The organism is Streptomyces sp. GMY02, from assembly GCF_019056675.1.
Taxonomy (GTDB): Bacteria; Actinomycetota; Actinomycetes; order Streptomycetales; family Streptomycetaceae; genus Streptomyces; species Streptomyces odonnellii.
This window is the reverse complement of record NZ_CP077658.1, coordinates 2988422-3001578: the sequence shown is the minus strand read 5'-3', so window position 1 is coordinate 3001578 and position 13157 is coordinate 2988422. Positions and strand designations below refer to the sequence as shown.

General features: G+C 71.2%; 10 protein-coding genes and 1 pseudogene. 5 read left to right on the top strand and 6 right to left on the bottom strand.

Annotated features, from left to right (window positions below; translation table 11 throughout):
* A pseudogene (locus KQY30_RS12480) lies at positions 1-1322 on the bottom strand (alanine racemase).
* A 376-nt stretch (positions 1323-1698) separates the two neighbouring features.
* Between KQY30_RS12480 and KQY30_RS12475 the strand changes: the two are divergent.
* The 4 genes from KQY30_RS12475 to KQY30_RS12460 all read left to right on the top strand — a co-directional run bounded on the left by KQY30_RS12475 (position 1699) and on the right by KQY30_RS12460 (position 5743).
* A complete protein-coding gene (locus KQY30_RS12475; RefSeq protein ID WP_302185313.1) occupies positions 1699-2772 on the top strand; it encodes a sugar kinase in 1074 nt (357 codons plus the stop codon).
* Entirely contained in the window at positions 2769-3578 is an 810-nt protein-coding gene (locus KQY30_RS12470; protein WP_254407094.1) for an IclR family transcriptional regulator, read from the top strand. The genes KQY30_RS12475 and KQY30_RS12470 overlap by 4 nt, the downstream gene beginning before the upstream one ends.
* Before the next feature lie 7 nt (positions 3579-3585).
* A complete protein-coding gene (locus tag KQY30_RS12465; protein WP_217306886.1) occupies positions 3586-4011 on the top strand; it encodes a RidA family protein in 426 nt (141 codons plus the stop codon).
* 220 nt (positions 4012-4231) lie between these two features.
* Positions 4232-5743, top strand: coding sequence for a GntP family permease (locus KQY30_RS12460; RefSeq protein ID WP_217306885.1), 1512 nt, complete (start codon positions 4232-4234; stop codon positions 5741-5743).
* Positions 5744-5800: 57 nt separating this feature from the next.
* On the opposite strand, the gene KQY30_RS12455 is transcribed toward KQY30_RS12460, so the two are convergent.
* Positions 5801-7900 carry a serine/threonine-protein kinase gene (locus KQY30_RS12455; protein WP_217306884.1) on the bottom strand — a complete coding sequence of 700 codons (2100 nt, stop codon included), beginning with the start codon at positions 7898-7900 and terminating at the stop codon, positions 5801-5803.
* A gap of 267 nt (positions 7901-8167) precedes the next feature.
* Here KQY30_RS12455 and KQY30_RS12450 point away from each other — a divergent pair, with 267 nt between their 5' ends.
* A complete protein-coding gene (locus KQY30_RS12450) occupies positions 8168-9556 on the top strand; it encodes an Nramp family divalent metal transporter (protein WP_217306883.1) in 1389 nt (462 codons plus the stop codon).
* A gap of 124 nt (positions 9557-9680) precedes the next feature.
* On the opposite strand, the gene KQY30_RS12445 is transcribed toward KQY30_RS12450, so the two are convergent.
* The 4 genes from KQY30_RS12445 to KQY30_RS12430 form a co-directional block, all read right to left on the bottom strand.
* Entirely contained in the window at positions 9681-11396 is a 1716-nt protein-coding gene (locus KQY30_RS12445; RefSeq protein ID WP_367997416.1) for a chitinase, read from the bottom strand.
* A 194-nt stretch (positions 11397-11590) separates the two neighbouring features.
* Positions 11591-12034 (bottom strand): hypothetical protein, encoded by a 444-nt coding sequence (locus tag KQY30_RS12440; RefSeq protein ID WP_217306882.1) that lies wholly within the window; start codon positions 12032-12034, stop codon positions 11591-11593.
* A 118-nt stretch (positions 12035-12152) separates the two neighbouring features.
* Positions 12153-12575 carry a DUF3592 domain-containing protein gene (locus tag KQY30_RS12435; RefSeq protein ID WP_217306881.1) on the bottom strand — a complete coding sequence of 141 codons (423 nt, stop codon included), beginning with the start codon at positions 12573-12575 and terminating at the stop codon, positions 12153-12155.
* Between the two features lie 13 nt (positions 12576-12588).
* Positions 12589-13131 carry a hypothetical protein gene (locus KQY30_RS12430; RefSeq protein WP_217306880.1) on the bottom strand — a complete coding sequence of 181 codons (543 nt, stop codon included), beginning with the start codon at positions 13129-13131 and terminating at the stop codon, positions 12589-12591.
* Positions 13132-13157: the final 26 nt, after the last annotated feature.

Here is a 13157-nt window from a genome sequence, read left to right as displayed (position 1 = left end):
TCAGAAGAAGGTGCGGACGAGGTCCGTGACCGTGCCGTCTGCCTCCACCAGCGGGATGAGCTGCCACTTGTCGAACGACGTGCACGGGTGCGAGAGCCCCATCCCGACCCAGTCCCCGACTTCGAGGTCCGCGTCCGGCGTGGTGGTCAGCCAGCCGTGCTGGTCGGACAGACCGGTGACGGCGATACCGGTGGCCGGGCGGATCTCGCCGGTGCGGCCGTCCCGTACGACCTGTGCCTCGGGCAGATCGAGGTCGTACGCCGCGTCCCGCTTGCCCGCGTTGACGAAGGCCTGGGCGGGGGAGGGGCGCGAGACGACCTGGGCCCAGAGCCGGAACGCGGGCTGGAGGGCGCCCTCTTCGGGGACGCGGTTGAAGGGGGTGAGGTGGCGGTAGTGGCCGTCGTCGTGGGAGATGTACGCGCCGGAGCGGAGGAGTTTCAGTACGGGGCGGGAGAGCGGCGGGATCTCGGCGAAGACATCGGCGACGGCGTCGAACCAGGCGCTGCCGCCGGCGCTGATGACGATGTCGGAGGGTGAGGGCGCCTCGGGCGTGGTGGCTTCGGTGCCGGTGCCGGTGGCCGTGGCGGTGCCGGTGGCGTTCGTGTCGGCGGGGGCTTCGGCGAACCGGCCCGCCTTGTCGAAGTCGGCCGCCAGCGCGACCAGTCGGCGCAGCCAGGCACGGACGGTGTCGCCGTCGGCCGCGGGCACCTCGCCCTCGTACCCGGCGACTCCGACCAGCCGCAGGGTGGGCGCGGCGGCGACGGCGTCGGCGACGGCGGCGCACTCGGCCTCCGTACGGGCTCCGGTACGGGCACCCTCGCCCGCGCCCAGTTCGACCACGACCTCCACCGGGCGGGCCGCGCCGGCCGCGCACAGCGCCTCGTCCATCAGCTCGACACCGCGTACGGAGTCGGCGTAGCAGATGAGGCGGAAGCCCGGGTCCCGGTCCAGCTCGCCGGCGAGCCAGCGCAGGGCGGCCGCGTCGACCAGCTCGTTGGCGAGGAAGATCCGCTGGATCCCGAACGCCCGGTAGACCCGCACCTGGTGGGGGACCGCGGCGGTGATGCCCCAGGCGCCGTGGTCGAGCTGGCGCGCGAAGAGCTGCGGGGACATGGAGGTCTTGCCGTGCGGCGCGAAGGCGAGCCCGTGCCGGGCGGAGTACGACTCCAGGAGAGCGAGATTGTGCTCGACGGACTCGGCCGAGAGCGCGAGAACGGGGGTGGTGAACCCCCCGGTGAACAGCGACCGCCGCTGACCGGCGAGCGCGGCGACGGTGAGCCCTTCGGCGTCCGGGGAAGCCCCTTGAAGCGATGGTCGACCAGTTCGTTCGCGAGCCTGGGGTCGACGGGCCGGGGGCCGAGGGCGCGCGCCCCGGGCTGCGGGAGCGGGTCCGTTCCTCGGCCTTGCTGTTCCGTGGCGCGGTCGGCGGGCATCGGGGGCCTCCCCTTGTGCTGGGTCCGGTGTGCTGGGTCCGGCAGTGTCCGGGCGGTCGGTGCGGGGCAGTGCGGTTGGTGCGGTCGGTGCGGGCCGTGCGGTTGGTGCAGACAGCGCGGTCCGGGCAGGCATTGCGATGCTTGCAACGGCCATTGCGCATTTCGCTCCCCGCTGTCTAACATCCGAGCGTCAGCGGGTCAATGGTGACCCCGTCAACATCACCCGTCAGCCCCGGCGGCGGGACGAGCGACGAGGAGTCCCACCGTGACCGGAGCCGTGGACACGGACGTCGTCTGCCTCGGTGAGTCCATGGTCACCTTCCTGCCCACCCGGCCGGGACCGCTCGGGGACGTGCCCTCCTTCGACCGTACGATCGGCGGCGCCGAGTCCAATGTCGCCTGCGCGCTCGCGGCGGCCGGGCACCGGGTGCGCTGGGTCAGCCGGGTCGGCGCCGACGGCTTCGGCGACCACCTCGTGGACACGGTCGCCGCGTACGGCGTCGACACCTCGCGTGTCCGCCGGGACCCGGACCGCCCGACCGGTATCTACTTCCGCACGGCCACGGACCGTGCCACCGACGCGCACGAGGTCGTCTACTACCGGGCCGGTTCCGCCGCCTCCGCGATGTCGCCGGGGAACATGGTGCCCGGGGATCTGTGGTCGGGCGCCGTTCTGCATCTGTCCGGGATCACCGCCGCGCTCTCGGACGGCTGTCTGGCGCTGATGCGCGAGCTGACCACCCGTGCCCCCGGCCGGCCGCTGGTCTCCTTCGACGTCAACCACCGTCCGGGCCTGTGGCGTGGCTCCTCCGCGGGTTCCTCGGGCGCCCGCGTTCTGCTGGACCTGGCGCGCGGTGCCGATCTGGTGTTCGTCGGCGAGGACGAGGCGGCCGAGGCATGGGACCTGCACGGCCCGGCCGCGATCCGCGCCGCGCTCCCGGAACCGCGCGCCCTGGTCGTCAAACACGGCGGCGCGGGCGCGACGCTGTACACCCGCGAGCCGGACGGCTCCCGTGAGCCGGACCGTACCGCCACCGCACCCGACCTTGTCGTCTCCGTACCCTCCCTCCATGTCGATGTCGTCGCGCACGTCGGCGCCGGCGACGCCTTCGCCGCCGGGTTCCTGTCCGCCACCCTGCGCGGTCTGCCCCCCGTCGCCCGGCTGCGGCACGGGCATCTCATGGCCGCCGCCGCCCTCACCGTCCCCGGCGATCTCGGTGCGCCGCCGTCCCGCGCGTACGCCGACCGGCTCGCGGACCTCGACGACGGCGCGTGGGGGAGACTTCGTCTCGGCCCCGGCTGGACGGAGGCCACGGAGCAGGAGGTACGCACCCCATGAGCCAGACCGTCGACCGCGCGCTGAGCATCCTTCCGCTGCTCGCCCAGGGGCCCGCCGATCTCGGGCAGGTCGCCGACCGGCTCGGCGTGCACAAGTCCACCGCGCTGCGGCTGCTCCGTACGCTCCATGAGCACGGGCTCGTCCACCGCCAGCAGGACCAGCGCTACCGTCTCGGCGCGCGCCTGTTCGCGCTCGCGCAGGAAGCCGTCGAGAACCTGGACGTACGGGAGATCGCGCACCCGCATCTCACCGCGCTCAACGAGCAGATCGGGCACACCGTCCACCTCGCCGTGTACGAGGAGAACGAGGTCCTCTACATCGACAAGGTCGAGAGCCGCTACCCGGTCCGTATGTACTCACGGATCGGCAAGCCCGTCGCGATCACCGTCGCCGCGGTGGCCAAGCTGCTGCTCGCCGATCTGCCCGAACCCGAGCGCCGTGCCGTCGCGGAGAAGCTCGACTATCCCGCGTACACGTCCCGTTCGACGCCCAACGCCGGCGCCTTCCTGAAGGAACTGGCGGCCGTGCGCGAACAGGGCTGGGCCACCGATCTCGGTGGCCACGAGGAGTCCATCAACTGCGTCGGCGCGCCCATCCGCGGGACGGACGGCCGGGTTGTCGCGGCCATGTCGGTGTCCGCGCCGAATGTCGTGGTCACCGCCGAGGAACTCCTCACCCTGCTTCCGTTGGTACGCCGTACCGCGGACGCCATCAGCCGGGAGTACTCCGGCAGTGCACCCGCCCCTGTCCCTGCTTCCGCCCCTGTCCCCGTCCCCGTCCCCGTCAAGGACGCCTCCGAAGGATGAGTGCCGTATGACCGAGAAGACCGGTACCGAGAAGACCGCCCTCACACCCGCGACCCACACCGCTCCGCCCGCCAAGTTCTCGCACGGCGTCCGCAAGGGGAACATCCTCCAGGTCGCGGGCCAGGTCGGCTTTCTGCCGGCCGTCGAGGGGCAGCCGCCCACGGTCGCCGGGCCGACCCTGCGCGAGCAGACCCTCCAGACCTTCGCCAATGTCCGGGCGATCCTGGAGGAGGGCGGCGCGAGCTGGGACGACGTGATGATGATGCGCGTCTACCTCACGGACGTGGACCACTTCGCCGAGATGAACGCGATCTACAACGCGTACTTCGAGGAGCAGGGGCTCAAGGAGGCCCCCGCCGCGCGTACGACGGTCTATGTCGGCCTGCCCAAGGGGCTGCTGATCGAGATCGACGCGCTCGCCGTCCTCGGCTGAGAGCCGCCCCGGGGCCGAGTGCCCCCCGAGTGAGCACGCTCACCCCCCCGCTGAAACCCGTCCGAAGCCGGTACGGCGATCGCCCCCGCGGCGCCGTACCGCGATACCCCATGCCCCCGCACACCCCCGCCGCATGCCCTTACATCCGCTGAACAGCCATCCGCCGAACCGCCGACTGCTGAACCGTCATGCGCCGAACCGTCCGAACAGAGGTCCCCCCATGTACCTTGCCGCCGACGCGCCACCCGAGACGCCTCCCCACACCGGTGGTCTCCTGCTCCTCATCGACGGCACCGCCGGGCTGCTGACCATCGCTGCCCTCGGTATCGCCCTGCTGCTCTTCCTGATCATCAAGGTCAGGCTCCAGCCCTTCGTGGCCCTCCTCGCTGTCTCCATAGCCGTCGGCCTCGGCGCCGGGCTCTCGGTCACCGAACTCTTCGGCACGGTTCAGAAGTCCGCCGCCGTCTCCATGATCGAGACAGGCATGGGCGGCATCCTCGGCCATGTCGCGATCATCATCGGGCTCGGCACCATGCTCGGCGCGATCCTCGAAGTGTCGGGCGGCGCCGAGGTGTTGAGCACCCGGCTGCTGAACCTCTTCGGCGAGAAGCGCGCCCCGCTCGCCATGGGCGTGACCGGTGTCGTCTTCGGTGTCCCGGTCTTCTTCGACGTCGGCATCTTCGTACTCGCGCCGATCGTGTACGCGGCGGCCAAGCGCTCGGGCAAGTCGGTCGTGCTGTACGCGATGCCGCTGCTGGCCGGGCTCTCCATGACCCATGCCTTCCTGCCCCCGCACCCGGGACCGGTCGCCGCGGCCGGGCTGTTCGGGGTGGATCTGGGCTGGGTCATCCTGATGGGCATCGTCGTCGGTGTTCCGGCCGTACTCGCCGCGTGGGTGTACGCCGCGTGGATCGGCAGGCGGCTGTTCGTCGAGGTGCCGCGGGACATGGTCGAGGCCGCGGCCGAGGCCAAGGCCGCCGTCGCCGCCGAGCAGTCGGCCTCCGGAGTCACCCCGCCCGAGCGGCCCGTGTCACTGGGGACGGTCCTCGCCATCATCGGTACCCCGCTGGTGCTGATCCTGCTCGCGACCTTCTCGTCCGTGGCGTTCGACCCTTCCTCAAGCTCTCCGACAGGCTCCGAGCAGGGGATACCCCACTCCGTCCGCTCGTTGATCGAGTTCTTCGGGCACCCGTTCGTGGCGCTGACGATCGCGCTGCTCCTCGCGTACTACCTGCTGGGGCTGCGCCGGGGCTGGTCGCGCGGCTCGCTGGAGCGGGTCTCCACCGCCTCCCTCAAGCCGGTCGGCAACATCCTGCTGGTCGTCGGCGCGGGCGGGGTCTTCGGCGCGGTCCTCAAGGGCAGCGGTATCGCGGACGCCCTCGCCGACACCTTCAACGACGTGGGTCTGCCGGTGATCCTGCTGGCCTGGCTGATCTCCGTGGTGCTGCGGGTGGCCCAGGGCTCCGCGACCGTCGCGATCGTCACCACCGCGGGCATCGTCGTACCGCTGGTCGAGGGGCACGGCTACTCGCAGGCGCATCTCGCCCTGGTCATCATGGCGATCTCGGCGGGCTCGATCTTCGCCTCGCATGTCAACGACGGCGGGTTCTGGATGGTCGCGAAGTACTTCGGCATCTCGGAGCGCGACACCCTGAAGTCCTGGACGGTGCTGGAGACGGTCCTGTCGGTGGCGGGCTTCGTGGTGGCGGCGCTGCTGAGCCTGGTGATCTAGCAGGCTTCATGGCTGGCGCGGTCCTACGGGTGCCGCTGTTACGGATGCCGGTGGCGGTCAGGACGTGACCTTCGCGCAGACGTAGTTCTCTTCGTCGTCCACTTCCCACCAGTAGTCCGGGCAGTTGGGGTCGCTGCCGTCCGACGGCATCGAGTAATAGCCCGTGATCTGCATGATGTACGCGTAGCCCTTGGGCACCGTGCCGGCGCCGCAGTTCCAGACGGTCTGGAGGCGGCCGGCGCCGACACGGTCGCCGTCCTTCTTGGCGACGAAGCACTGGCCCGGCGCGTATTTGCGGGACAGACAGAGGGTGGTGGTCACCCCGTCGTCGCCCCGGTTGGCCCAGACCTGCTGCTCGTCACCGCCGTCGCAGCTCGAAGGCGTCGAGCCGGAGACGGCCAGATCGACCCTGTTGTACGCCTCGGGCGCCGAGCAGGCCACCCGCTTCGGCACGGCGTCGCTCCAGCGGTCGAAGCCGTCGTCGTGCGAGCTGACGCAGTCCCCCGTCCGTACGGCACGGAAGGCGAGGTCGGTACCGCTGGGGGTGGGCGTGGACGCGGCGTCGGTGGGGTACGAGGAACTTCCCCTGTACGAATTTCCGCCGCTCGACGAGCCGCCGGACGACGAGCTCGACGAGTCGCCGTCCCAGGGACGCCAGACGAAGACGACGACCAGGGCGACGACAAGGAAGAGCACCCCGGCGCCGGAGGACTTCTTGGCTTTCGAGGGGGTCGTGGCGGGGGGCGTCGGCCGGGCCGCTGCTCCGGCGGAGGCGCGCGGCGCGGCTCCACCGCCCTGCCCGCCCGCCGGGTGCCTTCCACCTGCTGGACGCTGTCCGGCCCCCGATGCCCGGGCCCGGCCGTCGGCCTTGGGCGCCTTCGGTGCCTCCGCCTGTCCGGGCTTGTCCTTCTTTTTCTTCGCGGAGCCGTCCAGTTCGGCCTTCAGCTCGGCCAGCCTGGCCTCGATACGGTCTTCTTCGGCGCTGCGCCCGCCCTGTTCCCGCTGCGCGCGCTCGCGCGCGGCCCGCGCCCGGTCGGCGTTCTCGCGCTCGGCCCGTGCCGCCTGCTCGGCGCGCGCGGCTTGTGCTGCCTGTGCGGCTTGCGCTGCCTGTGCCGCCCGTGCCGCCTGATCGGGTTCCGCCGGGCGGGCGTCGGTGTACTCGCGGGTCGGGTTCGGGGCCTGTACCCCCTTCGTACGCTGGTCGGCCGTCGGCGCCTCCGGGTCCACACCGGGCCCCGACGCCGCCGGGCCCTCCCGCAGTGCCCGCGCCTGCTGGTCGTACTCCTGGATCAGCGCCGTCCAGCGCGGCGGCAGCCACCGGCTCCCGCTGTCCGACACCGGCAGTCCCACCAGCGCCGCCTTGAACTGCGCCAGCACATCGTCCGGCCGGGGCCTGGCCGCCGGGTCCGCCGCCAGACAGGGCCTGATGAGCTGGTGCAGTTCGCGCGGCAGCCCGTTCAGGTCCAGCTCGCCCCTGGCCACCCGCGCCAGCAGCCCCAGTGTGTCGCCGTCACTGGCGTACGGAGGCCTGCCGACCGCGAGATGGAAGAGCGTCGCGCCCAGCGAGTAGACGTCCGAGGCCGCCGTGGACTTCTCGCCCCTGGCCTGCTCGGGCGAGGTGAACGCGATCGTGCCCAGCGTCAGGCTGGTCCTGGTGATGTCGCTGGCATGGGAGATCCCGAAGTCGATGACGCGCGGCCCGTCCAGCGGCAGCAGGACGTTCGGCGGCTTGATGTCACGGTGGACGATGCCCTCGCCGTGCAGCGCGACCAGCGCGGCGGCCACTCCCGCCCCCACCCATCGCACCGCGGAGGCCGGCGGCTGCCCGACCCGCCGTACCAGCTCGGCGAGGGACGGCGCGGCGATGTACTCGATGGCCATCCAGGGCCGCTCCGCGCCGGCGTCGGCGTCCAGCACCCGGGCCGTGTACGTGTTGTCGACCCGCTGGGCCAGCGCCACTTCGCGGGCGAACCTGCGCCGGTCGACCGCGCTGACGGTCCCCTCGGCGAGCAGGGTCTTGACCGCCACCAACTGCCGGCCGGAGCGCGCGAGATAGATCCGGCCCATCCCGCCCGAGCCGAGTCTGCCGATGATCCGGTACGGGCCCAGGGCCGCCGGATCGTCCGTGCCCAGCCGCTCGATCTTCACCCCGGACATGCCAAAGCTCCCCCCGCAGATCCCCCGTTGATTCCGGGTGCGCTGCATAACACGCGTGGCGCCGCCGCACCGTTCCCGCGGCGGCCGGGCCGAACACCCGGTCCGGAATACACCACGCATGCTCGTCCGCCCTCGCACAGGCGTCAACCTCCGGCGCGGCCAGGCCTGTTGCCGTGATCGGGCGCACGCGCTCTTGCGCGATCACCGCCGTCCCGCTTTGGTGATGTGCGTCACGTGCGGGGGGCCGAGCGAGAGGCGACGATACGCATGGCGGACACAGCGGACACAACAGGCGCGGGCACGGCGGGCGGCCGTGACACAGGCCCCGGCACAGGCTCGGACACAGGCCCTGGCACAGGCTCCAGCGGGGCCGTCTCCCGTCCCCGTAAGTCGAGTTGGAAGTACATCGGCCCGGGGATCGTCGTCGCGGCGACCGGCGTCGGCGCGGGCGATCTGGTCGCCACCCTCATCGCGGGCAGCAAGTTCGGCTACACCCTGCTCTGGGCGGCGGTCATCGGCTGCGTCGTGAAGATCTCCCTCGCCGAGGCCGCGGGCCGCTGGCATCTCGCCACCGGTCGCACCCTCTTCGAGGGCTGGCGCAGCCTCGGCCGCTGGACGACCGTCTACTTCGCCGTATACGTACTCGTCTGGGGCTTCGTCTACGGCGCCACGGCCATGTCCTCCAGCGCCCTGCCCATCGTCGCGCTCTTCCCGGACGGCCCGGGGCTGCGGACCTGGGCGGTCATCACCGGCCTGATCGGCCTGGTCTTCGTCTGGTTCAACCAGTACGCCGTCTTCGAGAAGGCCATGACGGTCCTGATCGGCGTGATGTTCGTCGTGGTGATGTACGTGGCGATCCGCGTCGCGCCCGACCTCGGCGCCGCCTTCGCGGGTCTCGCCCCGGTCCTGCCGGACGGATCGCTCCTCTACACCCTGGGGCTGATCGGCGGCGTGGGCGGCACGATCACCATGGCCGCGTACGGCTACTGGGTCAACGCCAAGGGCTGGACCGACTCCGGCTGGATGAAGGTGATGCGCCTCGACAACCGCGTCGCCTACATCACCACCGGCCTCTTCGTCATCGCCATGCTGATCATCGGCGCCGAGCTGCTGCACTCCTCACAGATCGCCCTCACCTCGGGCGACCGGGGCCTGATCGATCTCGGCGAGATCCTGGAGGACCGCTTCGGCTCCGCCACCGCCAAGCTCTTCCTGGTCGGCTTCTTCGCCACGTCCTTCTCCTCGCTGATCGGCGTCTGGCACGGAGTGAGCCTGATGTTCGCCGACTTCGTGGAGCGGCTGCGCAAGGAGCGGGTGGGGGTTGCCGTGGACGGAGCGGCGGGCGAAGGGGCGGCGGCGGAGGTCGCGGCCGGGGAGCGGGAGCGCTCGGTGCCGTTCCGCGCGTATCTGCTCTGGCTGACCTTTCCGCCGATCTCGCTGCTGTTCCTGGACCAGCCGTTCGGACTGGTGGTGGTGTACGGGGTGCTGGGCGCGTTCTTCATGCCGTTCCTGGCGCTCACCCTGATCTGGCTGCTCAACTCGTCCCGTACCCCGGCGCAGTGGCGCAACGGTGTGCTGAGCAATGTGATGCTCGCGGCGGCCGGGCTGCTGTTCGTCGTGCTGTGCGTGCAGCAGGTACGGGACCTTCCCTGGTAGCGGTGGCCGGCTCGGCGTTTCCGCCGGTACCGGGGCCGGACACACGGCAGCGCCGTCGGGTGGGGTTCGACGGCGCTGCCGGCCCTGTGGGGGGTCGGGGGTGGTACGGGGTGGTACGGAGGCGCTACGGCAGGGCGTGGACGTGCGGGCCGACCGCGTTGGACCAGGCGTTGCCCGCCGTCGCGTCCCAGTTGGTGGACCAGGTCATGGCGCCACGGATGCCCGGGTAGGTCCTGGAGGGCTTGAAGGAACCGCAGTTGGTGCCGCGGGCCAGGCAGTCCAGCGCGTTCTTCACGATGGACGGGTCGACATAGCCGCTGCCCGCGCCCCGGGTCGAGGCGGGCACCCCGAGACCGACCTGCGACGGGTCGAGGCCGCCTTCGAGCTGGATGCAGGCCAGCGCGGTGAGGAAGTCCACCGAGCCCTGCGAGTAGACCTTGCCGTCGCAGCCGAGCATCGAACCGCTGTTGTAGTACTGCATATTGACGACGGTGAGGATGTCCTTCACGTTGAGCGCCGTCTTGAAGTACTCGCCCGCCGTCGACTGCATGTCGATCGTCTGCGGCGCCATCGTCAGCACCAGACCGCTGCCGGCCTTCGCGGAGAGCTGCCGCAGGGCCTTGGTCAGGTACGTCGAGTTGATGCCGTGTTCGAGGTCGATGTCGACGCCGCTGAAGCCGTACTCCTGCATCAGCGCGTAGGTGCTGTCGGCGAAGGCGGTCGCGGAGGCGTCACTGTTGATGGTGACATTGCCCTTCTCACCGCCGACCGAGATGATCACCGACTTGCCCGCGGCCTTCTTGGCGGCGATGTCCGCCTTGAAGTCGGCCACCGATCCGTAGCCGACGGCCGGGTCGAGGTTGAAGGTGATCTGGCCGGGCGTGGCCGTCGCGTCGGCGAACGACACCGCGATGATGTCGTACTGCGACTGGACGTCCCGGAGCTTCTGGACCGTGGCGCCGTTGTTGAAGTTCTGCCAGTAGCCGGTCAGGGCGTGCCTCGGCACGGCGGGGCCCGGCGGCGGGTTGCCGCCGCCCTGCGAGGTCCTGCCGGTGACCGTGGCGGAGCGCGTCGACTCGCCGGCCGCGTTGGTCGCGGTGACCTGGAAGTCGTACGAGGTGTTCGCGGCCAGCCCCGTCACGGTCGCCGACGTACCGGTGGCCGACTGGACCTTCGTACCGGAGCGGTAGACGTTGTAGCCGGTCGCGCCGGACACCGCGTTCCAGTTGAGCGTCACCGAGGACGAGGTCACGGAGCCGACGGCGAGACCGCCGGGCGCCCCGGGGATCTGCGGGCCGGGGTCGGTGCCCCCGCCGCCGTCCGGGCCGAAGACCGAGAAGTCGTCCGCGTAGTAGGGGGCCTGGCCGTACCAGCCGTGGGTGTAGACGGTCACGGACCGGGTGGCGGCGCCGGTCCTGAAGGTGGTGCTGAGCTGCTTCCAGCCGGAGCTGTCCGGGGTCCAGGTCGACACATCGGTCGTACCGGTCCCCTCGGCCCCGAGATACACGTACCCGCCCTGCACCCACGCGCTCAGTGTGTACGTCGAGTTGGGCTGTACGGCGACGGCCTGCCCGCACTTGGCGTTGTCCTGCCCGGCGGGCGTGCCGCGCAGCGCGGCGGAGCCGGCGTGGACGGGGGAGCCGACCGTGGCCCCGCTGCCCGCGGAGCAGGTCCAATTGGCGAGCCCGGACTCGAAGCCCGCGTTCCTGGCCACATTGATGTCGGCGGCCTGCGCGCTCCCGGAGAGCCCGGTCACACTCAGTGCCCCGGCGGCCAGCACGGCCACCACGCCGCCGATCCAGGTACGTATGCGACCTCTGCCGCCTGGTGCACGTTCCACTTGCTGCCTCCGTGGGGGTTCGGGGATGGAGGTACCGAGAGGGGGAACGGTGGCCACCGTCGGGCGTAAAGGTGGTCCAGACCAATCGACTTGTCAAGACCTCTGGCAGAAGGTCGTATACGACGGAGCCCTCACCAGGGCGGCGGCCGTGACCCGTTGTGCCGTCGGGCCCCGCGCCGTACGGAGAGCCCGGGTCAGTCCTCCTGGAGGCGGTCCACCGCGTACCCCGTCACGCACCCCACCGCCAGGACCGCGTTGGACATCAACAGGCCCTCGGCGGCCAGGTCCTGCCACTGGAGGGACATGTTCAGACCCTGGGCCGCGACCGGGACGGTGAACGTCGCCAGGAGGTGCCGGAACCAGGAGTCGCGGAAGGGGTCGCGGTGGACCCGGCCGGCCGCCCAGGCGGCCAGGGCTATGCAGACGGCGTTGGGGACATGGATCAGCATCAGCCGGCCGCCGAAGGTCTCCAGATTGCTGTCCGAGGCGAGATGGCCGTAGACCACCGTGGCCTGGAGGTACTCCGCGGAGACCAGGACGACGATGCCGGCCGCCCAGGCGCGTACGAGCGCGAAGACCGGCGCCCCACGCCCCTCGTCCCGCTGGGCGCGCGCCCCCGGGTAGTCGTACCGCGTCATCGCCCCTCGCCTCCGAACAGATCGCCGTGCATCAGAACTCCGTGCCTCGAATCGCCTTGCCTGGGACATGTGCGGTGCGAAGGGGGCGGCGCCGGCCGGTCATGCCGGCCGCCCCGGCTCAGATCGCCGTGAACAGGAACACCGCCGTAAACCCGGCCGCCGCCAGACCGCAGCCCGTCGCCAGCAGTCCGTACCGCAGCACCGGCGACCAGCCGCCGGGACCCGCGACCGTCGCGGTCCGCTCCGGGCCGGCCGGGTCGTACGCCACCGTCACCTCGTCGCCGACCCTCACCCCGCGGCCCGCCAGGTCCTCGAACTCGACCGTCCGCCCGTCCGGGGTGCGGAAGGAGAAGACATGCCGCTCCGCGTCGGAGCGGTTGTACGGTTCGGTCTCGATCCGGATACAGACACCTGGCGCCCGGCCGCCCGCCCGCAGCGCATGTGCCATCGCCGCCAGCCGGCGTACGCAGTGCACCGCGAGCCAGCTGAACAGCAGCGCCATGGCGAGCGGAAAGAGCAGGTCACCACCGGGAATCTCCATCGCAGGACCCCGTCTACTCGACCGTGATGGACTCGATGATCCGCTTCAGCTCGCCGTCGGCGAGCTTCCCTCTGGCCGCGTCGATGCGTACCGCGTAGGACTTCTCGGCGGAGTCGAGTCCCGCGATGATCACTCCCTGGTACCGGGTGCCCTTCTCCGTAAAGGCGAAGTTGACGCGCCGGGCCTCCTGGTCGCCGTCGGGTCCGGCGACCGTGATCTCCTCCTGCTTGCCGAGGGTCGAGCCGAGGGCGATGCCCGCCTCGGCGCCGATCGCCGCTTCCTCGACCGAGTCGGCGTTGGTGAAGTCGAGCTGGACGGTGATGATCGCGACGGACCTGCCGCCTTCGGCGAGGGTGGCGGCCGCCGCGTTGTACTTGCTGCGCTCGGAGTCGGTCTGCGGGGTGAAGGCGGGCGGGTACGCGACCGTGACCGTGGGGGTCGTCAGTGTCTTCCAGCCGTCGGGTACGGTCCCGGCGCCCGTGCCCGTACCGCACCCGGCCGTCAGCAGGACGGCGGCGGCCAGAGCAGGCCACCGGGGTGTCTTTCCATTGATCATCACGAGTGTGCTCCTGTCGCCGCCGG

Bases quoted from the DNA above. Each gene is read 5' to 3' on its own strand.
- KQY30_RS12450 (WP_217306883.1), top strand. From the start codon at position 8,168: ATGGCGGACACAGCGGACACAACAGGCGCGGGCACGGCGGGCGGCCGT.
- KQY30_RS12430 (WP_217306880.1), bottom strand. From the start codon at position 13,131: ATGATCAATGGAAAGACACCCCGGTGGCCTGCTCTGGCCGCCGCCGTC.
- KQY30_RS12440 (WP_217306882.1), bottom strand. From the start codon at position 12,034: ATGACGCGGTACGACTACCCGGGGGCGCGCGCCCAGCGGGACGAGGGG.
- KQY30_RS12465 (WP_217306886.1), top strand. From the start codon at position 3,586: ATGACCGAGAAGACCGGTACCGAGAAGACCGCCCTCACACCCGCGACC.
- KQY30_RS12455 (WP_217306884.1), bottom strand. From the start codon at position 7,900: ATGTCCGGGGTGAAGATCGAGCGGCTGGGCACGGACGATCCGGCGGCC.
- KQY30_RS12470 (WP_254407094.1), top strand. From the start codon at position 2,769: ATGAGCCAGACCGTCGACCGCGCGCTGAGCATCCTTCCGCTGCTCGCC.
- KQY30_RS12460 (WP_217306885.1), top strand. From the start codon at position 4,232: ATGTACCTTGCCGCCGACGCGCCACCCGAGACGCCTCCCCACACCGGT.
- KQY30_RS12435 (WP_217306881.1), bottom strand. From the start codon at position 12,575: ATGGAGATTCCCGGTGGTGACCTGCTCTTTCCGCTCGCCATGGCGCTG.